Annotated in this window: 13 protein-coding genes and 7 pseudogenes; 9 read left to right on the top strand and 11 right to left on the bottom strand. The window is 60.9% G+C overall.

Annotated elements, in window-relative coordinates; all coding sequences use genetic code 11:
• The first annotated feature begins 196 nt into the window (after positions 1 to 196).
• The gene (locus H9Q09_RS21565; protein ID WP_210315463.1) at positions 197 to 1147 is read left to right on the top strand and encodes a 5-methyltetrahydropteroyltriglutamate--homocysteine methyltransferase; all 951 of its coding nucleotides are present in this window, start codon (positions 197 to 199) and stop codon (positions 1145 to 1147) included.
• A gap of 38 nt (positions 1148 to 1185) precedes the next feature.
• Here the strand turns inward: H9Q09_RS21565 and H9Q09_RS22585 are convergent.
• The 3 genes and pseudogenes from H9Q09_RS22585 to istA all read right to left on the bottom strand — a co-directional run.
• Positions 1186 to 1589: pseudogene (locus tag H9Q09_RS22585) on the bottom strand (transposase); the annotation flags it as partial.
• 140 nt (positions 1590 to 1729) lie between these two features.
• Positions 1730 to 2458 (bottom strand): IS21-like element helper ATPase IstB, encoded by a 729-nt coding sequence (gene istB / locus H9Q09_RS21560; RefSeq protein WP_187392771.1) that lies wholly within the window; start codon positions 2456 to 2458, stop codon positions 1730 to 1732.
• Positions 2458 to 3957 (bottom strand): IS21 family transposase, encoded by a 1500-nt coding sequence (gene istA, locus H9Q09_RS21555; protein ID WP_187392770.1) that lies wholly within the window; start codon positions 3955 to 3957, stop codon positions 2458 to 2460. Before istA ends, istB begins: the two co-directional genes overlap by 1 nt.
• 142 nt (positions 3958 to 4099) lie before the next feature.
• Here istA and H9Q09_RS22580 point away from each other — a divergent pair.
• A pseudogene (locus H9Q09_RS22580) lies at positions 4100 to 4318 on the top strand (glycoside hydrolase family 15 protein); the annotation flags it as partial.
• Between the two features lie 602 nt (positions 4319 to 4920).
• On the opposite strand, the pseudogene H9Q09_RS21545 reads toward H9Q09_RS22580, so the two are convergent.
• The 5 genes and pseudogenes from H9Q09_RS21545 to H9Q09_RS21525 form a co-directional block, all read right to left on the bottom strand.
• A pseudogene (locus H9Q09_RS21545) lies at positions 4921 to 5361 on the bottom strand (MucR family transcriptional regulator); the annotation flags it as partial.
• Between the two features lie 373 nt (positions 5362 to 5734).
• Positions 5735 to 6901: pseudogene (locus H9Q09_RS21540) on the bottom strand (IS3 family transposase).
• Between the two features lie 936 nt (positions 6902 to 7837).
• Positions 7838 to 8854 (bottom strand): glycine betaine/L-proline ABC transporter substrate-binding protein ProX, encoded by a 1017-nt coding sequence (proX, locus tag H9Q09_RS21535; RefSeq protein WP_187392767.1) that lies wholly within the window; start codon positions 8852 to 8854, stop codon positions 7838 to 7840.
• Between the two features lie 90 nt (positions 8855 to 8944).
• Complete coding sequence (locus tag H9Q09_RS21530; protein WP_187392766.1) at positions 8945 to 9886, bottom strand: proline/glycine betaine ABC transporter permease; 942 nt, start codon at positions 9884 to 9886, stop codon at positions 8945 to 8947.
• 30 nt (positions 9887 to 9916) lie between these two features.
• Positions 9917 to 11149 carry a glycine betaine/L-proline ABC transporter ATP-binding protein gene (locus tag H9Q09_RS21525; RefSeq protein ID WP_187392765.1) on the bottom strand — a complete coding sequence of 411 codons (1233 nt, stop codon included), beginning with the start codon at positions 11147 to 11149 and terminating at the stop codon, positions 9917 to 9919.
• Positions 11150 to 11325: 176 nt separating this feature from the next.
• On the opposite strand from H9Q09_RS21525, the pseudogene H9Q09_RS21520 reads away from it, so the two are divergent.
• Positions 11326 to 11660: pseudogene (locus H9Q09_RS21520) on the top strand (transposase); the annotation flags it as partial.
• 97 nt (positions 11661 to 11757) lie between these two features.
• Here the strand turns inward: H9Q09_RS21520 and H9Q09_RS22575 are convergent.
• Together H9Q09_RS22575 and H9Q09_RS21505 are read right to left on the bottom strand one after the other, a co-directional pair.
• Positions 11758 to 12054 (bottom strand): annotated as a pseudogene (locus tag H9Q09_RS22575) (PRC-barrel domain containing protein).
• A gap of 435 nt (positions 12055 to 12489) precedes the next feature.
• Positions 12490 to 12654, bottom strand: coding sequence for a hypothetical protein (locus tag H9Q09_RS21505; RefSeq protein WP_187392763.1), 165 nt, complete (start codon positions 12652 to 12654; stop codon positions 12490 to 12492).
• A gap of 126 nt (positions 12655 to 12780) precedes the next feature.
• Here H9Q09_RS21505 and H9Q09_RS21500 point away from each other — a divergent pair, with 126 nt between their 5' ends.
• From H9Q09_RS21500 to H9Q09_RS21475, 6 genes are all read left to right on the top strand, one after another.
• Positions 12781 to 12996: a hypothetical protein gene (locus tag H9Q09_RS21500; RefSeq protein WP_187392762.1), complete on the top strand. Its 216-nt coding sequence runs from the start codon at positions 12781 to 12783 to the stop codon at positions 12994 to 12996.
• Between the two features lie 80 nt (positions 12997 to 13076).
• The gene (locus tag H9Q09_RS21495) at positions 13077 to 13595 is read left to right on the top strand and encodes a MarR family winged helix-turn-helix transcriptional regulator (RefSeq protein ID WP_187392761.1); all 519 of its coding nucleotides are present in this window, start codon (positions 13077 to 13079) and stop codon (positions 13593 to 13595) included.
• A 116-nt stretch (positions 13596 to 13711) separates the two neighbouring features.
• Positions 13712 to 13927 (top strand): hypothetical protein, encoded by a 216-nt coding sequence (locus H9Q09_RS21490; protein ID WP_187392760.1) that lies wholly within the window; start codon positions 13712 to 13714, stop codon positions 13925 to 13927.
• A gap of 33 nt (positions 13928 to 13960) precedes the next feature.
• Complete coding sequence (locus H9Q09_RS21485; protein ID WP_187392759.1) at positions 13961 to 14260, top strand: hypothetical protein; 300 nt, start codon at positions 13961 to 13963, stop codon at positions 14258 to 14260.
• 360 nt (positions 14261 to 14620) lie between these two features.
• A protein-coding gene (locus tag H9Q09_RS21480; protein ID WP_246716273.1) for an IS630 family transposase occupies positions 14621 to 15527 on the top strand; the annotation gives its coding sequence in 2 pieces (ribosomal slippage) (positions 14621 to 14896 and positions 14898 to 15527; 906 coding nt in all).
• Positions 15528 to 15894: 367 nt separating this feature from the next.
• Positions 15895 to 18423: a cation:proton antiporter gene (locus tag H9Q09_RS21475; protein ID WP_246716274.1), complete on the top strand. Its 2529-nt coding sequence runs from the start codon at positions 15895 to 15897 to the stop codon at positions 18421 to 18423.
• 574 nt (positions 18424 to 18997) lie between these two features.
• On the opposite strand, the pseudogene H9Q09_RS21470 reads toward H9Q09_RS21475, so the two are convergent.
• Positions 18998 to 19118: pseudogene (locus H9Q09_RS21470) on the bottom strand (IS481 family transposase); the annotation flags it as partial.

Here is a 19118-nt window from a genome sequence, read left to right as displayed (position 1 = left end):
GCCGACAGGTCCTCGTTGATTCTTACGGCCATCGCTCTTTCCCTCCCTTCGCCAGACAGGGAATCACGAACGCCCAGGACAGGAAAATCACAGCTGAGTCAGATCAAGCGCAGGCGGGTATCACACACTGTTTCCCACCTCGCTAGTTGGTTCCTATGCGCAGCCGGACTGGCTTATTGATCGCAAGAAGCTTGGCATGCGGTTTCCCCCTCGCGTGCGAGCTCAGGAACTGTGGCGCATCGCCCCCGAATGGCTCGAGGAGGCACAGAACGACGCTACGCTGATCGCGATCCGCGATCAGGAGCGGGCCGGGCTCGACATCATTACCGATGGCGAGATGCGTCGCGAAAGCTATTCCAACCGTTTCGCAACCGCCCTCGAAGGCGTCGACATCGATAATCCAGGCACAGCGCTTGACCGTAGCGGTCATCCGAACCCCGTGCCCCGCGTCACCGGTCCAGTCCTGCGCATGCACCCTGTTGAAGTTGATGATGTGAAGTTCCTGCGCGCCAATACGGATCGACGGGTCAAGATCACCGTGCCGGGCCCTTTCACCATGGCGCAACAAGCGCAAGACGACTTTTACGGTGACGAACGCGAAATGGCGCTGGCCTATGCCGCCGCGGTCAATGAGGAGATCAGGGACCTCTTTCTCGCGGGTGCCGATATCGTGCAGATCGATGAGCCCTATATGCAAGCGCGCCCCGACAAAGCTCGCGAGTATGGTGTCGAAGTCGTCGATCGTGCGCTTGACGGAATTGAGGGAGAGACAGCTCTCCACATCTGCTTTGGTTATGCCGCGGTGATCCACGAACGACCGGAAGGTTACTCGTTCCTGCCTGAGCTTTCGCAATCGACAGTTCGGCACCTGTCAATCGAGACCGCGCAATCTTCGCTTGACTGCCAAGTGCTTGAGTCGTTGCCAAACAAAGGCATTATCCTCGGGGTTCTTGATCTGTCGACGCACGAGGTGGAGACAGCCGAGACCGTCGCCGGCCGGATTCGACGAGCTCTGCCCTATGTTTCGGCCGATCGTATTACCGTGGCGCCCGACTGTGGCCTGAAATACCTTCCACGCGACGTCGCATTCGGCAAGATCAAATCCATGGCGGACGGTGCGGCAATTGTGCGCAAGGAAATCGAATGACAAGAAATTTGGTGAGCGGGCGTTGTCACAGATGTATTGACGCTTTCGATCGGGTTGGCCGTGCGCAAATGGTCTGAATGCTCGGCCAGGAAGTCGAAGAAGGCCAGAAGCGGCTCGCGGTCCTTCGTCAGGCATTCGATGAGCCTTAGGATATTTGGCGCCGTGTTTCTCCTGGAAGACTCCGGTGGCCGTCTCGGCGCTCGACCGGTCCGGCCCGTCGCGGATATCGCGAAGGTCCGCCTAAAGGTTTGATTGAACCGACTTCGGCCTTGTCGGGACGTTGGCGATCTTGTGGATTCAGTAGCGCTGGTGCCTCAATGAAGGAAAGCTCTCGTCGAGCGCCTTCCAGATCCCCATGGCGCCGTCCCCGACCCTGGAGATAGACACCGTCCGCCCATATGTAGACGTAGCGGCGTGCCGACAGATCGCGGTGCTGCCAGCGTGTCAAACGGCCTTCAAAATTGACCCCCGATCGGCGTCCAAAATTGCCCCCCTAGGGCGATGGCTGCTTGCCCGGTCCGAGCGGATCGGAGCCGGAGGCGAAGAGGAGATCGGACCGGGTGCGTTCTGTGCTGGAAGGGCTCAGAGGCGGTGCTTGAAGCGCCAGCTCTCGTTGCCGGTTTCGACGATGTCGCAGTGGTGGGGCAGGCGGTCGAGCAGCGCGGTGGTCATCTTGGCGTCGCCGAAGACGGATGGCCATTCGCCGAACGCCAAATTCGTCGTGACGATCACCGAGGTCTGTTCGTAGAGCCGGCTGATCAGGTGGAACAGGAGTTGTCCGCCAGACTGGGCGAAGGGCAGATAGCCGAGCTCGTCGAGAACGATGAAGTCCATCCGCGTCAGGTACTCCGCCATTCGGCCCTGGCGGCCAGCACGCCCCTCGGCCTCGAGCCTGTTGACGAGATCGACTACATTGAAGAACCGCCCCCGGGCGCCGGATCGAATGCAGGCCCGGGCGATAGCGATGGCCAGGTGGGTCTTGCCGGTGCCGGTGCCGCCGATCAGAACGGCGTTGCGCTGATGGGCCATGAAGTTGCCGGAGGCGAGATCGCGCACCAGCGTCTCGTTGATCGGCGTGTCGTCGAAGACGAAGTCGTCGATGTCTCGGGCAAGCGGCAACTTGGCGATGGTGATCTGGTATTTGATCGAACGCGCCTGCTTCTCGGAGATCTCCGCCGTGAGCAGATCGCCGACGACACGGCTCGGTTCGTGCTGGCGCTTCACGGCGGTGGAGATGATCTCGTCGAAGGCTGCCTTCATGCCATAAAGCTTCAGCTCGCCCATGGCGCCGAGGATCTCGGAGCGTTCCATCACACTGCTCTCCTGAGGTTGTCGTAGCGGGCGCAATCAGCCGCCGGCTCGTGGTTAAGGCGAAGCGCGTCCGGGGTCATGATGGTGATCATGGGGGCGGGCTCGCGGGCTCTCGCCAGAACGTTGAGGATCACGTCCGCCGAGTGGACGCCTTCACCGAGCGCCTCCGCGCAGGCGGCCTCGACGGCAGGAAGTCCATCGCTCAGCACCGCGGTGAGGATGGCGACCATCTGGCGCCCGCCGTCAGGTGCAGTGCCGAGCTTGCGCCGGACGCGCTCGAGGCTCGCCGGCAGGATCCAGTCCTTGAACGGCGCGCCGTTACGCAGGGCGCCGGGCTTCCGCGCCAGAACCGGCACATAATGCCAGGGATCGTAGATCGTCTGATCCCGGCCGAAGCAGCGGGGGTGTTCACCGACAACCCGCCCGTCCTGACGTAGCTCGATGCGATCGGCATAGGCGCGGATCTCGACCGGGCGTCCGACAGCGCTGGCGGCGACGGAGTAGCGATTGTTGTCGAAGCGCACGAGACAGGTCTTCGATACCGATGCTGGCACCGCATGGAAGCCGTCGAAGCGACCGCGATAGGAGACAAGCTTCGGCCGCTCGGCCTCGAACACCTCCCAGACCGTCTTGTCGCGGAACTCGGGGTGGCGATGGGCCTTGGCGAAGGCGATCGTGCGGTCGAGCAGCCAGGCGTTCAACTCCTCGTAGCTCTTCACCCGCAGACGCGGCGCAAAGAAGCGCTCACGCACCAGGCCGACCTGGTTCTCGACTTGGCCCTTCTCCCAGCCCGATGCCGGCGTGCAGGCCACGGGCTCCACCAGGTAATGACCGCACATCTGGAGGAAGCGTCTGTTGTAGGCGCGCTCGCGGCCGACGAAGATCGTCTCCACCGCCGTCTTCATGTTGTCGTAGATGCCGCGCGTGCAGGCGCCTTTGAAGAAGGCGAAGGCCCGGTCGTGGGCGTCGAACACCATCTCCTGGCTCTCGCGGGGATAGGCCCGCACGAACAGCATCCGCGAGTGACAGAGCCGGACGTGGGCGACCTTCACGGTCACAGTCGTGCCGTTGATCAGAACGACCTCGTGGCTCCAGTCGAACTGGTAGGCTTCTCCCTGATCGAAGCTCAGCGGCACGAAGGCCGAGGCCGACAGCGAGGATTGATCGCGCTGCCAGCCACGGGCGTAGCGGCGGACCGCATCATAGCCGCCCTCGTAGCCCAGCCCGCGCAACTCCTCGAACACCCGGATCAGGGTCAGGCGTTCTCGTGCCGGTCTGGCGTCATTGGTCGCCAGCATCCGGTCCAGCTCCGGCTTCCAGGCACCGAGCTTGGGCCTCGGCTGCACCGAGCGCTCATACTCGAAGGCCGTCTCGTTCGAGCGAACGACCTTCCGGACCGTGTTGCGAGACACATGGAGCTCGCGGACGATCTCCTTGATCGTCCGGCCGCGAACGAAAAACTCGCGCCGGATGCGCGCAATTGTATCCACGCCCTTCATCCCCCGCCCGCCCGTCTTCCAGAGGAAAACGCGGACTGTTCAGATGCATCGGATGGGGGTCAATTTTGGACGCCGATAACCCCGCCTAGGGGGTCAAAATTGCACGCCGAATGACATCTACATCCTCCAGGAGCGCCACCAGGATGCGCTCCACCTGTTCGAACGCCTCATCTCAATCTCGAACGACGTTGGGCTTCTTGCCGAGGAATACGATCCGCACGGGCGAGAAATGCTGGGGAATTTTCCCCAAGCCTTCAGTCACGTCGGTCTGATCGTCACGGCGCTCAATCTTGCGCGGATCAAGGGACCTGCTGACGAGCGCGTCGAAGCAGATCCCGAGAACCCGGAAGTGGTCGCATGATGTTGCCGTCTCGCGCATTCGATGGCTGCTGAACGGAGGGCTTCTTCAAGCGATCGCCATGGCGCGAGATTTGCGAAAGGATCCTCGGCGTCTCGAAATCAAATGGGCTCCGGGAAACCCAGGGGGTCAGTTCGGCACGAAAGCGAGCATGAACCCATGTCGCAGGGTCTGTTCAAGATGTTCTGGAGCCAGAAGGCGGATGGCGTGCGGCGCGACGCTGACGACAGGCTTCTCCTGCCGCTAGCAGTCGGCAGGTCTGGCGTACCGGCCGCGTCATCCGGTCGAGGTACTCGCTTGCACTGGAATGAACCATCGCTGCAGTGCTGTCGCTGATAATGACCTCAGTTGGTACGTGCGGCGGCAATGTCCGTCGCCCAACGCTTACGGAAATCCTTGCTCAACGCTTTGGCCATCATCCCCCTCCATCGAAGTGGACTTTGAATCAAAGCGTATGTCTATCGTCACTACACATCCGATTCACCGATCGGAGGCGCTGATTTAGGTTTGGGCGGCTTTCCGCCGGAAGGGGCCCGCGTTCTTTTAGCTCTAGACGGGCTGCTTTTCTTGCCGTCGGCTGAATTATCTGCGGAAGCGGCCGCAGCTTTGGGCTTGCGGCCCAGGCCAAGTTTCTTTGCCAAGACAGAACGACGTGCCGAGTATCCTGGAGCCACCATGGGATAATTTGGCCCCAAGCCCCATTTCACGCGGTACTCTGACGGCTCTAGGCCGTGGGCAACCCTGAGATGCCGCTTCAGCGATATTTGTGATTTCCCACATTCCAGACAGGTGAGTTGTTCATCCTGTACCGACTTCTTGATCGAGACAGCCGGCATTGGCTTCGTCTCCACCTGTGGTACGCTTGGATACCTCACTTCCGTCAAGGCCGTATGTACCTTGTCAATCAAACCAGGAACATCCGCGGCGGGCACTGAATTGCGCGACACATAAGCAACCACAATGCTTGCTGTCAGATGGGTGGAAACATCCTGCGCCGAAGCCGCCTCGTCGAATTCTTTGTGCACTGTGTCGTTAGATAAAGTCATGTTTCCCGCTGTTTAATGTGCCGCATTTGGATGTTCAGCTTCACAAGCAATATATTAACTGCCTTCAAGGCAGGAACCTAGTCGGCCTCATTTTAGAAACAAGTCACACTTTCTCTTGCGGCTTCATCGGGCTGGCTTGCAGGTCATTGGCAACGGTTTCAGAACCTGAGGCGCCAGAATGTGGGCCCTCCACGATTGCTCGGTTATGCCGTTCGCGCTCCTGTATCCGCCTGCGTTCGATTGCCTTTTCGAGTTTCTCGCGGTCAGTCACAGCCACCACCTCCATCACTTCCATTGATGACGAAGGGTGGCAAAGTCGGCGAATTTGGCAAGGCCGCAGTGGTCGGCCCCCACCGGGTGGTCCAGGCAAATCTTAGTTCATGAGCGGCCTTTGCGCCAAGGCTGGCGTGGCCGGCGAAGCTGGTCCGGGTGGCGAAGACGGCCATTGCAGAACCTGCGGTGCCGGCGAGCGGTAGCCCAATGACGAGTGCGGACGTGCCGTGTTGTAGTGGCGACGCCAGCTTTCGATCACGACCTTCGCCTCGGCCAGCGAGTAGAAGATCTCGCCGTAGAGGAGCTCGTCCCGAAGTCGGGCGTTGAAGCTTTCACAGTAGCCGTTCTCCCATGGGCTGCCCGGCTCGATGAACGCCGTTTTGGCACCCACGGCGACGATCCATTCCCGCATTGCCTTGGCGATAAATTCCGGCCCATTGTCCGAGCGTATATGGTCGGGCACGCCGCGCAGGATGAACAGGTCGGTCAAGGCGTCGACGACGCTGGTCGAGTTCAGCTTTCGATCGATCCGGATCGCCAGGCATTCCCGGGTGAACTCGTCGACGATGTTCAGCATGCGGAACTTGCGCCCATCGTGGGTTCGGCTCTCGACGAAGTCGTAGGACCAGACATGGTCGCGATGCTCCGGCCTTAGACGGACGCAGGATGGTCGTGTCAGCCAGAGCCGACCCTTCTTCGGCTGCTTGTGCGGCACTTTCAGCCCCTCCCGTCGCCAGATGCGCTCGACCCGTTTGACGTTCACCGTCCACCCGGCCGCATGCAGCAACGCCGTGATCCGGCGATATCCATAGCGGCCGTACTGGGTGGCGAGCGCGATGATGTCGGCGGTCAACGCCGCTTCATCAGATCGACCGGTCGGCGTCTTGCGTTGCGTCGAGCGATGCTGGCCGAGCACACGGTAGGCAAAGCGTTCGGATACCTTGAACATCGTCCTGACATGCTCGATGCAACGCCGACGGCGGGAAGGGCTCAGAAGTTTCCCGATGCGGCCTCTCGAAGGATCAGCTTCTCCAGGGTCAGGTCGGAGACCGCCTTTCGAAGGCGCTCGTTCTCCTTCTCAAGGTCCTTCAGGCGCTTGACCTGGTTGCCCTTCAGACCGCCGTATTCCTTGCCAACGATAATAGGTGAACTGCGTCACGCTGATCGCGCGCACCGCCTCGGCAACAGATCGCCCCTGCGATACCAGGACATCGACCTGCCGCAGCTTCGCGACGATCTCTTCAGGCTTGTGCTTCTTCTGCGGCATGCTCTCGTCCTCCAATGGCTCGAAAACCATACTTCAGGGAGGACCACTTCAGTGGGGGCAGACCAGCAGGGGTGAAAGGTTCCTGCTAAAGAAAAGCCAACCATCGCCACGAAGATTGTCTTTCGCGCGGCGTATGGTGTCGCAAAACAGATTGGATGGATTGCTCCAGCGAACGCATATGTGCGGCATCAGGAACGCGCTCTACGAAAGGCGCACGTCATGCTTCAACCCTCGATTCTGCAGGCACTCGCGATCTCTGGCATGCTTAGCGTCGCATTGCTCGTGACTATTGGATTGACGAAACTCGTCGGTTGAGCCAATCGTCCACGGTCTCTTTGCTTGTGTGGAGTACTTGGTTGGGTTGCGACTGCTGGTGTGCCGACGGTCGGTAGACTGGGTTGCAGCTCGCCTTGGAATGTCTCGGCGTTCCTTCCAGCGTCGCCCTGCCGAACGCGGTCTGAGGTACGAGAGCGTACTGAGGACAGTGCTCGAGCGCGAAGCCGAATTCTCCCCTAGCTGGCCGAAGATGCTGGGTTACGCAGATGTCGCGCATTTCAGCCGAGCGTTCGCCAGTTGGAAAGGCCTGTCGCCTCGTACGTGGCGGGCCGCTGCTCATGAGCTCAAGAATGGCAGCTACTCGCAAAGGCGCCCAGGAAGCTGACATTCTGCTCCGGCCCAAGGCCGCAATCAGAAAATCTTGCTGATAGTGAGCCCCGAACGACCGTTATTGCAGTGAACCGGTTTATGGGGATACACTGCAGGTCGCGTTCAACATGCCGCTGATGGCGTCTTCGATGAACGACAAGATCAAATGCGATCGCCCGAGTTGGTTCGGGAGCCGAAGGTAGGCGTCCCCAGAAAATCGCGGGGCGATCGGCGGGCCCGGGAATGGGGCCCGCCAACAACAGCAGCGTTCACGGCGTCAGGGTCGTCAGCTTATTCGGCAGCGGCCCGCGCCGTTTCAAGCCAACCATCGACCAACTTGCGGTTCTGCTTGATCCACTCCGAAGCCTGCATTTCGATGTCGTCTTCGCCGCTATTCATCGCCGCGTTCTGCTCGAAAATGGCAGACAGCGGGATCGCGACCTCCTGCAGCAGTTTTTCCACGGCCGGATTTTTATCGATGAAGGCACTATTGGCGACCGGGACAATATCATTGGCCGGGAAGCCCAATGTGCACGGATCGGCCACGCAGCCCTCGATCCCCTCCATTGTGGCGGCATCTGCAAGACTCATGTCGGGCAGATCAACCTGGGGCACCTCGATCCACATCACGTCCTTGCCGGGAACCAGCTCGTTGACGGTCCAGTTCGGCGTCCAGGTGTAGAACAGGATATGCTCGCCGTTTTGGAAGGCCGCCACGGCATCCGCCATGGACGCGGCATAGCCTGCCTTAATCGGATTGATGTGATCGCGCAGGCCGTAGGCATCCATGTGGTGCTCGATGTTCACCTCGCAGCCCCAGCCCGGCGGGCACGCAACCAGATCAGCCAGTCCGTCGCCATTCCGGTCGAAGGCTTCCTTTACCTCGTCTCGCTTGAAGTCCGCCAACGTCTTGATGTCGAACTCTTTGACCGCCGCGGCATCGACCAGATAGCCTTCCAGAGCGCCGCCTTTGGCAACCGCGCCAACCAGTTCGGCACCGTTTTCGAAGACCGGGCGGTACGTGTCGTGCAGCGGGAACCATCCGTTCACCCAAAGGTCGAGATCACCCTGGGCCACCGACTGATAGAACGGCGGATTGTCGAGTGTGATCGGTCCCTCGACCGTGTAGCCAAGCTCTTCCAGAAGCTGACTGTAGATTTCGGCATGGAACCAGCCGGTGTCCCATGTGGCCTGTCCCATGCGGATCGTGGTGCCCTCGCCGGGCATGTCCTGCGCCAGGGCAGCCATTGGCGCGGTACCGACCAGGAGCGCCGCAGTCGCGGCGAGAATGGGGAGGTTGTACTTCATGGTTCGTCTCCATTTACTTCGTCGTCGGATGTCCTGCCCGGAACCGGACAGGGCAGTCGGTCCGGACCTGAGCCCGGAAGGACGCTGGCCTCAGGCCACCGTCTGGTTCGTCGCGGCGGAGTCCAGTTCGCGGGAACCCTGTCCGCGGAACAGGGCGGCAAATGTCTGGCGCAGGGAAGTGGTGCCGCCGGCGCGGGGTTCGACCAGTCCCTGCGTAATCCGGTCGAGCACAATGGCCAGGATCACAATGCCCACGCCTCCCGCGGTCGCGCCCCCCACGTCCAACCTGCCGAGCCCGGTATTGACCACAAGGCCGAGGCCTCCCGCGCCGATCAGCGCGGCGATCACCACCATCGACAGCGCAAGCATGAGTGTCTGGTTCAGGCCTGCCATGATCGTGCGCAGCGCCAGCGGAAACTGGACCTCCCACAACATCTGGCTCGGGGTAGAGCCGAAAGCCTCGGCGGCCTCGATCAGATCTCCGCGGACATTGCGGATGCCCAGGTTCGTCATCCGGATGATCGGCGGCAGGGCGAAAATGATCGTCGCTATGATTCCTGGTGCCATCCCCACGCCGAACAACATGACGATCGGCACCAGATACACGAAGGATGGCACCGTCTGCATGATGTCGAGAAGCGGCCGAACGATCCGCCAGCCTAGGTCGCTGCGTGCCACCAGGATGCCGGCGGGCACGCCGATCGCCGTACAGAAGAAGACGGAGGTGACGATCATCGACAACGTCGTCATCGTCTCTCCCCAGAGCTCGATCATATCGATGAAGGCAAACCCTAGGATGGTGAAGAGTGCCATGCCGCGCCCGACAATGCGCCAAGACAGGGCAGCGAAAACTCCAGTGATAACGATCATTGGCACCCAAGCGAAGAACGCATCGAGTCCGTTCAGCACTTCCGTTACGGGAACCTGCAACGCCCGAAAAAAGGGGCGGAAATTCGGGACGAGAAATCCGCGCACGAACGTGTTGATCCAGTCGTCGAACGGAATCACCAGAAGGTCGGAAGGATTGAACAACGCTTTCTCCTGTCTGGGGAGACCCCAGGCTTAGCTGGTCCCGGGCAGAGCCGAGGATGCATCCTCAATCGACGGAGGTGCATCGGGATCGCCGGCGGCGGCGGGCGCGAGTTGCGCGAAGATCGCTTCCGGCGGTACGACGCCCACCAGCGTGCCATCACCGTCCGTCACTCCCACCGGAAGGCCTGTCTGCGCAGCATCGTACATCTCGTGCAGGAGTGCTGACTCGTCCACGACCGGTGCGTCTATGACCATGACGTCCTGCACGGTCTGGGTCGGGGCGGCTTCGGAAATGCCGCGCCAGGTCACAATGCCTGCGATCGCCCCCTCTTTCAGGACATGGGCTGCTCCGCTCCCGACGTCCTTCATCGCCTGCAACGCCTGGGACAAAGTGGCGTCGATCGGCACTGACGCCGGCTCCAGCGCCACGTCGGCGGCACTGAAGACGCGGCTGCGGTCGATATCGGCGACGAAGGCGCGCACATAATCATCCGCAGGATCGGCCACGATGTCTTGTGCTGTGCCCACTTGCACGAACGCACCGTCCTTCATGATGGCGATCCGGTCGCCGAGCAGCAGCGCTTCGTTCAGGTCGTGCGTGATGAAGATGATCGTCTTCTTCAGCTTTTTCTGGAGGACGACCAGTTCGTCCTGCATTTCGCGGCGGATCAGCGGATCGAGCGCGCCGAATGGTTCGTCCATCAGCAGGATTTCGGGGCCTGTTGCCAGTCCGCGGGCGAGCCCGACACGCTGCTGCATTCCCCCCGAGAGCTGTGCTGGGTAGCTGTCGGCATGAGCCTCCAGGCCGACCTGTGCCAGTGCCTTCAGCGCCGCTGCGCGCCGTTCGGCGCGGCGCATTCCCTTGACCTTCAGTCCGAATGCCACGTTGTCTGCGACACTCTTGTGCGGAAACAGGGCAAAATGCTGGAAGACCATGGCAATCTTGCGCCGGCGCACCTCACGGAGCCGCTCCGCACTGCAGGAAGCCACATCGTCCTCCTCCACCCAGATCTCGCCCGAAGTCGGTGCGATGAGTCCGTTCAGGGTTCGCACGAGCGTGGATTTGCCGGAGCCCGACAAGCCCATGATGACAAAGATTTCGCCTTCATGAACGTCAAAGCTCACGTCGTTGATACCGACGGTGGCACCGGTGGCGCGGAAGATCTCTTCCTTACTCTCTCCGCGCTTCAGGCGCGTGAGGGTGTCGACCTTCGTCTCATTGAAGAGCTTGAAGACATTTCTGGCACGCAACTTCACTGGCATGGCGGCGTCTTAGCCCGCGAGTGCCCGAAACACAACCGGAAGGTTGGCAACCTTACGGCCAGCTCCCAACCGGGTCGTGCCCGGGGAGATAGTGTAGGAAGCGGCGCTTTTGAGGTAGCCCCCACGATCTTCGGTAGGATTCGGATGCGAACTCGAACCTGGAGCCGACGATGGCGATGACAGATGGGAAGATGGCGCTACTGGAGCTGATTGAACAAGTGGTCGATGTCGATCTCGTCCGCGAGATGCTTGCCTTTGCGACCGAGCGCATGATGGAGCTGGAAGTCGAGGCTCGAACTAGTGTTTCGGCAAGGGCGCGCTCTGCGGACCGGCTCAACCACCGAAACGGGTACCACGATCGAGCTTGGGATACGAGTCGGGCGGATCGACCTTACGATACCGAAGCTGCGGAAAGGTAAGCTACTTGGAGCCACGCCGGACGGCAGAGAAGACTTTGGCGATGGTCATTCAGGAGGCCTACGTCCACGGTATCTCAACGAGATCGGTCGACACCTGAGAGAGCGGCCGTGATCGAGATTGGAGCGGAATCTCTTGGCCGTTCAAGAAGGGGGCCCGGCGCCCTTTTTGAGTGCCGACCCAAAGAGTTGTCAGTCCGTGTGCTCCGGCATCGCCTTAAGATCGTCTTTCGTCCACGCTGTGACGGCATGAACATCGCCACTTTCGTCACGCATAAAGTGAAGTTCGTTAGCCGATACCGCCACGCGTTGGCGCCGATGCCGCGAAAGCCGCCAACGTCGATCACTGACATTTGCGGACATGCCAGAGCCGTGAACATGGGCCACGGATCCGATCTTCGGGTCACCCGGCCCGTAGATCGTCGCGTCATCAAGAACGCTCTTCGTGAGTTCGGCGGTCGTCAGCGGAATGTGATTGCTGTGGTCTATCGTTTTGCCTCCGGGTTGGTGATATCGCCTAACCGACGGAAGAGCCGCATTCTCGGTGACAACCTCTCGTCCGCTCTGTTGCCCGCGTCTCGCACGGATCCTGCGGTGACGAAGAAGCGCTCTCACGAAGAGCATTGTCATCGCAGCGGCAAGTCCGGCTACACAGTCATCTAAAAGGACGCCGAAATCGTTAGGCTGGACGGCCTCCAGCTTCGAGAAGGGCCAAGGCTTGAAGCGGTCGATCAGACTAAAGAGCGGGGGGACCGCGAGAGTCCACCGCCGGCTTCCCCATCCCCCGATCGCGGCAACGCACACCCCCGCCACCTCGTCTATGACCATTCTGCCGTCGTCGGTGACACCCGTCTGCGCGAACCAGATGCCGGCGACAAAGTAGGTGAGGACAGCCGTCGGGACGAAGAAGGCGCCCAGCCGGACTCAAAGGCCGCGGGCACTCGTGCAATAGAGGAGTGGCAGCACCGTCAGCGCCGCCAGGAATCCCTGGAATGGCTCCACCAGGCCGGCGCCAAACCACGTTGCGACTGCCGCAAGTACTGGCATAGACGCAAGTTCGGCCGGCAGCGTGTCGATGAATATGCGCATGAATCTCTCTACCGGAAAGCCGGTCCGCTATTTGCCGAAGATAGGGCACCTGCCGCATGATCGACATCAAATCGGGCGCACCAGAATCCCGCTAGAACTCGCAGCATCTCGTTCCGCGGAGTTCAGATGTCCACTCGCATTCGTATCGCCGCCGTCATCTATGGCGTGGTGAACGCTGTCATCTTCGGCACCGGCGCCGTTCTCGTCCTAAGCTTCCCGGCGATTTCGGAAGCGTGGCCGTACCTCATCCCTGCAGTCGTCGTGATCAGCTTCGTCGCCGCCGCGCCGATCGCATGGGTGATCGCGCCCAGGATGCGAGCAAGTAATCGGCGCAACAGGTGAGAACCTACCCGTACCCGGCGGACGACATTTTTCCCGACCGCCGTCCGGCATAGGTCTATAGTCGGCTAAGGGAGGCCGACATGGACGATATCGCGAACACCGCACCACCGGCAGCGACTGACCACAAGATCGTCGAGGAACTACTGCGCGTTGCGAAGCTGACGAGAGCGCATGTCGACATCGCGCTCCGCGTTGCCGATCTGCACCCCGGTCAGGACGAGATGATCTGCGTTCTTACGACGAAGCCGATCATGACCGTTTCCGAGATTGCGGATCTCCTCAATATCCGGTCCTCGACGGTATCGAAGACGACAGACAGGCTAGTAGCGAAAGGCCTTGTCAAGCGCGTTCCCGTGGAACTCGACCACCGAAAAACCGCTCTCGTCCTGACCGAGGCCGGCGTGGAGACCCAGGCACTGGTTCGCGAGATCTGGCGCGGCGTCGAAGAGAACCTGTTCGGCGATCTATCCGCGTCTGAGAAAGATGAGATCCGCGAGGGACTCGAGCTTCTCGACAGTCGCTTGCGAGAGCGCGTGGCCCGGTTTCGGCGACCGCTGCAGCAATCGACCTCTGAAAACGGCCTCAGATTTGACCCCTGAAGCCCACCTCAGTGCCGCGAGGACTGATTGCCTTCCGCGTAATCGAAGCCGCCCTACGAGGCAATTCGAAAGCGTAAACGAATCTGCAGTAACGTTCACGTCAATGAGAGACTGACGTGACCGATATGTTGACAGCTAACAAACTGCACCGAGTGCTCGGTGATTATCTCGAGGCCGATGCTGCAGGCCGCCGGGATTTCGATTTCCCGGGTAAGATATCGACCGTCGCGGGGCTGCTGTACGCACTGAAGATCGCCGTCTTGAGAGAAGAAGACGCGATCGCGAGAGGGGCCGGCGGCGACAGTTACACCAGATCTGCGAAAGCGGTATAACCTCCACTCGAACAACGGGGGAGGGGGGAGGCCATGTCACCGGAACAGGCGGATAGGCTAGCAGCGATCTGGGTTGAGCTGTCCGGCGTCGTCGGCAATATCGAGTCCGCGAAGGAACTGTTCGCTTTCGATCGAACGCGGGCCCATTCCGACGATCCGGTGCCTTTCAACATTGAGGCTTCGCTGACCGAAGCGTTAGATCAAGTCCGGTACATACAGTCGCAAGTACGCGATATGGCAGCGATCGGGGGTGTCTTGCGGATCGTCGATGAGTTCGATGCCGAGCGACTGGCGAGGACGCCATCGGCAAACGGCGAGACGAGTCCCATCTAAGTAAAAATGATTCCGTCTTCGTGGATCGATTGCCGCCGGCGAGGAGTTGCCGCTCCAGAAACTCTCGGAGCGGCGTCGTGAGTAAACGTTCAGTCTGGAATATCGCCGCCGTAGCAGCTTGCGTGATCCTGCTATTTATCTGCGCCAAACTGTTATTCAGCAGCATATAAAGCCGCATCAGGCCGCCCGATTATCCTCAAACGCCACCCTCCTGGCTAGCGCACGTCCTTCGATCGATGAATCGGATGTGAAGTGACGGTTGGAGCGGTGTCTGATTCAAATTCCACTTCGATGGAGGTGGATGATGGCTAGAGCATTGAGGATCTGCGGTCACGAGTACTGAACGCGTCGTCGGACGGAATGTCTGCACGCCAGGCGGCCGCCCGGTTCGGGATCGGCATATCGACGGCGATCCGGTGGATCGGGAGAGCCAGGATCGGCGAGCGAACGGCCCGGCCGCAGGGCTGGCGGCGTGGGTCGACCCTCGATCCGCACAAGGCCGTCATCTTCGGGATGATCGAAGAGCAGAAGGACATCACGCTCGATGAGATGGTGAGCCGTCTCGATGCGGAAGCGAGTGTCCGGATCGGCCGCAGCGCATTGAGCGTCTGGCTCCGCCGCCGTGGTTGGACGTTCAAAAAAGACCGCACATGCATTGGAGCAGGAGCGCGCCGACCTCCTGAAGCGGCGCCAGGCGTGGTTCGATGACCAGCTCGGTCTCGATCCGGCCAAGCTTGTCTTCATCGACGAGACCGGGCTTTCTACCAAAATGGCCCGCCTGCGTGGACGGGCTCCTCGCGGTGAACGCTGCCGGGCCGGGGTTCCTCACGGCCACTGGAAGACGACCACCTTCACCGGCGCCCTTCGCCTGACCGGCATGACCGCGCCGATGGTCCTCGATGGCGCCATGAACGGCATCGCCTTCCGGGCCTATGTCGAACAGGTCCTCGTGCCGACGCTCTTGTCCGGCGACGTCGTGATCATGGACAGTCGAAGGAGACCCGTGGCTCCGAAGACGCCGGCGCACAAGGCGGAGGATGTCCGTCTTGCGATCGAGCAAGCCGGCGCCGAGTTGCGCTTTCTGCCGCCCTATAGTCCGGACTTCAACCCGATCGAAATGGCCTTCTCCAAGCTCAAGGCACTGATGAGATCGAAGGCCGAAAGGACAGTCGACGGGCTGTGGGATGCAGTCGGCGCCGTCATCCCGCTCTTCAAGCCAGACGAATGCGCCAACTACTTCGCCGCTGCCGGATATGAACCGGATTAAGCCGGATGTGCTCTAGTTGTCGCGACGGACCCTCTTGTGCCGGGATTCCTGCAGCCAGTAGTACCGGTCGATCAGAAGGCTCAGCCTGCTCGGTGCACTCGCGTTCGATTTGCCGGCGCGATCCTCATAAACTGTACAAACGGCGAGCGAGTGCCAAAAGACTCACCGAATGTCGAGTCGCGGCGGCCGTCGAATCGGCGGATGCTGAGCCCGGTGAATTTCGGCGAGACCGAACACGCAGGGACAGTTGCGCGATCCGACGGCCGTGCTGCTATAGTTCGGCCCTTTCGAATCCTCCATACACCGATTTGTCGGCGGATCGGCCACAGTTTGGTCAGTCTCAACCCAAGGTATGAATTTGTTCGACATGGCGGCGATTATCCTTGTAGTGGCCAGCCTGTTGCTGATCGTCGCGGCGCTGCAGCCAGTGGCGGCACGCTTCCAGCTGCCGTCGACCATTCTGCTGGCAGGAGTCGGTGTGGCGCTTGGGTTCCTTGCGGCGTTCCTGCTGGCGACACCCGTCACGGACGCTTTCAATGAGATCGTCTCGCCGATCGTAAATCTTCCTGTCCGCTCGTCGATTTTTCTCTACGTGTTTCTGCCGCTGCTGTTGTTTCAGGCGTCGATCTTGATCGACGTTCGGCGGGTAATGGAGGACGCAGTTCCGATCCTGGTTCTTGCGGTGCTTGCCGTGGTGCTGGCGGCGGCTGTGATCGGCTTCAGCCTCAATGTCTTGTTCGGCATCTCGCTGGTCGGCGCGCTGCTGCTCGGCTCGATCGTCGCGACCACGGACCCGGCGGCGGTCGTTGCGATCTTCCGGGAACTCGGTGCCCCGGCGCGTCTCACCCGGTTGGTAGAAGGCGAGAGCCTTCTCAATGACGCGGCTGCTATCGCGTTATTCTCGCTTTTGCTGACCGTCATCGTATCCAACCAGCCGCTGGAAGCCTCTGACGCATTCGTGCGCTTCGGTACGGCCTTTTTCGGCGGAGCGCTCGCGGGCTTCGTCGGCGGCTATGCGCTCAGTCTGGCCTTGCCACTGATCGGCGGCATTAGGTCGGCCGAGGTCACACTGACGCTTGGCGCCGTCTACACGATCTACATCCTGGCGGACCAGTTCCTAGGAGTATCGGGAGTGGTGGCGGTGGTGGTCGCTGGGCTAGCGGTCTCAGCCATGGTCCCGGCGCGTATCGCGCCGAGCAACTGGCGTTATTTGCGCGATGTCTGGGAGCAGATTGGCTTTTGGGCCGGATCACTGGTGTTCCTTCTCGCCGCCATTTTGGTGCCGCGCATCCTGTCGGAGGTGCGTCTACAGGATCTGCTCATCGTCCTGACAGCCGTTGGGGCTGCCCTGGCCGCCCGCGCTGTCGTACTTTTCCTGGTGCTTCCATTGCTCAGCGCCATCGGTGCGGCTCGACCTGTCAGCCAGCCCTACAGCGTGACGATCTTCTGGGGGGGCCTGCGCGGCGCGGTGACACTGGCCCTGGCTCTCGTGGTCACGGAGAACGCGTTCGTCGCGCCGGAACTGAAGCGGTTCGTCGCCGTCACCGCCACCGGCTTCGTTCTGTTCACGCTTTTCGTCAACGGCCTGACCCTGCACCGGGTCATCCACTGGCTGAAGCTCGACCGGCTATCGCCAGTCGACAGCGCGGTGCGCAATCAAGTGCTCGCCTTGACGCTCGCCGAGGTTAAGGACACGCTGGAACTAACCGCAATACGCTACGGTCTCAATAGCGAAGCCAGTGAGACCGTGATCGGCGCCTACCGTTCGCGGATTGAGGGCGCCGCCACGCTCGACATCGAGGAGGCGCTGACCGACAGGCAGCGCGTCACGCTTGGCCTCATCGCGATGGCGACCCGCGAGAAGGAAATGGTCCTGCAGCATTACGGACGCGGCACGATCGCGGTCGATGCGGTGGGCGCGATGCTCAGTCACGCCGAGCGTCTCGTCGAAGGAGCGCGTGCCGACGGACGCGTCGGCTACAACCGGGCTGCTCGCAAAAGCCTCGAGTATGGCTGGGGCTTCAGCGTCGCATACGAATTGCACTTCCGCTTCTCGATCGATCGTCCGCTGAAGCTGCGACTCATCCGTCGGTTCGAGACACTGCTGGTTCTCAGTCTCCTGACCACCGAACTGCTGGAATACATCCCGCAGCGGATTGCCCCGCTGCTGGGGGTGCGCATCGGCGCGATCCTGACCGAGATCGTCAAAGGTCGCCATGACGCGGCAGACAATGGACTTCAGGCATTGCGCCTGCAATATCCCGAATATGCCACAGCGGTAGAGGAAGAGTTCCTGTCGCAACTCGGCGAACAGCAGGAGCTTAGTCACTTCGACGATCTCTTCGAGGAGGGTGTTTTGGCGCTCGAGATACACCAGGACCTGCGCCGGGCAGTTCTGCAACGCGGACCGCTGCGCGAGCGAAAGCAGCTCGACCTGAAGCTCAATACCTTCGACATGATCCGTTCGATGCAGATCTTCCGCCATCTCGACGAGAGGAAGGCGAAGCGGTTGGCGCGGCGGCTCAAGCCCCGGATTGTACTGCCGGGTGGCTATCTCGCGCGCAAGGGTGACCTGCCAACCGGACTCTATTTCATAGCTTCGGGCGTGGTGGAGGTGCGGCGCGATGACCAGGTTATCACGCTGGGTCAGGGGGAGTTCTTCGGCGAGATCGCCTTGCTGACCGGCCGGCGACGGGGCGCCGATGTCGTCGCAGTCACCTATTGCAACGTTCTGATGCTGGCAGCGGAAGATTTTGACCGCTTCCTGAAATCCTATCCAAAAATAAGGGAGGAGATCGAGAAGACAGCGTTGCGTCGGGAGGAAGACAATTTGGGCCGGCGTGTCGCCGCGACCGAGCGGCGCCCGGATGTGCCTTCCCACGCACCGTCGCAATGACCGAGTAAATCGGTGCTGGTTTCCCGACGAGGCATCCGCCGGAGGTCAACCAGAGAGTTTACGCTTCTACAGGCCCGATGTGGAGGTCAACGAGCTCTCGCTTGCCGTGTACCGTCCAGCAAACTATTGCCGCGACCGAGACCATGCGCCCGCTTTCGCCAAATCGCTATCTCTATAGTTCCCCGCTGCTGCCAGTCTTCCGAAGCGCACACCGGACGAGCAGCCCTCGGAAAGGTCGCCACTCGTCCGGCCGCCGGTGCTAGAGCACGATCCAGCCCGCCAACATAATCAGTGCAAGCAGGGTGAGGAGGAGTATCCAGCCCACCAAGGCTGAATGGATATAGGTCTCCTGGTACGCGGGTTTATCATCCATGAGGATCTCTCACGATCCGCGCACAAGCAACCTTCGCCGCTCCCGACAGCGGCGCGCGACGTCAACGACACGGGCGCGCCATGATTGCTGTACTGGTCTGTCGAACAGGGTGAAAAGGTTCAGTAGGTTCGGACTGGAGGGGCGCGGGCCCAGGTGCTGCCCGACAGCCCCATGAAAAGCCGCTTGTCGAGAATTATGCCGCTAGGTGTTTAGTCCCGGCATTTGGTGGATTGGATCGAGCGTGAATCGTTCTGGTTCTGAAGTCCATCGTTTGCAGATGAACTCGTAGGGCGTGAGGCCCTTCAGGGTCTTGAGGCGCCGG

Source organism: Aurantimonas sp. DM33-3 (genome assembly GCF_014334315.1).
GTDB lineage: Bacteria > Pseudomonadota > Alphaproteobacteria > Rhizobiales > Rhizobiaceae > Aurantimonas > Aurantimonas coralicida.
This window is presented reverse-complemented; position numbering and strand designations above follow the sequence as displayed.

Excerpts from the sequence above, each read along its gene's own strand:
- H9Q09_RS21565 (WP_210315463.1), top strand. The coding sequence starts at position 197 with ATGCGGTTTCCCCCTCGCGTGCGAGCTCAGGAACTGTGGCGCATCGCC.
- istA (WP_187392770.1), bottom strand. The coding sequence starts at position 3,957 with ATGAAGGGCGTGGATACAATTGCGCGCATCCGGCGCGAGTTTTTCGTT.
- proX (WP_187392767.1), bottom strand. The coding sequence starts at position 8,854 with ATGAAGTACAACCTCCCCATTCTCGCCGCGACTGCGGCGCTCCTGGTC.
- H9Q09_RS21505 (WP_187392763.1), bottom strand. The coding sequence starts at position 12,654 with ATGCGCATATTCATCGACACGCTGCCGGCCGAACTTGCGTCTATGCCA.
- H9Q09_RS21500 (WP_187392762.1), top strand. The coding sequence starts at position 12,781 with ATGTCCACTCGCATTCGTATCGCCGCCGTCATCTATGGCGTGGTGAAC.
- H9Q09_RS21485 (WP_187392759.1), top strand. The coding sequence starts at position 13,961 with ATGTCACCGGAACAGGCGGATAGGCTAGCAGCGATCTGGGTTGAGCTG.
- H9Q09_RS21525 (WP_187392765.1), bottom strand. The coding sequence starts at position 11,149 with ATGCCAGTGAAGTTGCGTGCCAGAAATGTCTTCAAGCTCTTCAATGAG.
- H9Q09_RS21495 (WP_187392761.1), top strand. The coding sequence starts at position 13,077 with ATGGACGATATCGCGAACACCGCACCACCGGCAGCGACTGACCACAAG.
- istB (WP_187392771.1), bottom strand. The coding sequence starts at position 2,458 with ATGGAACGCTCCGAGATCCTCGGCGCCATGGGCGAGCTGAAGCTTTAT.
- H9Q09_RS21475 (WP_246716274.1), top strand. The coding sequence starts at position 15,895 with ATGGCGGCGATTATCCTTGTAGTGGCCAGCCTGTTGCTGATCGTCGCG.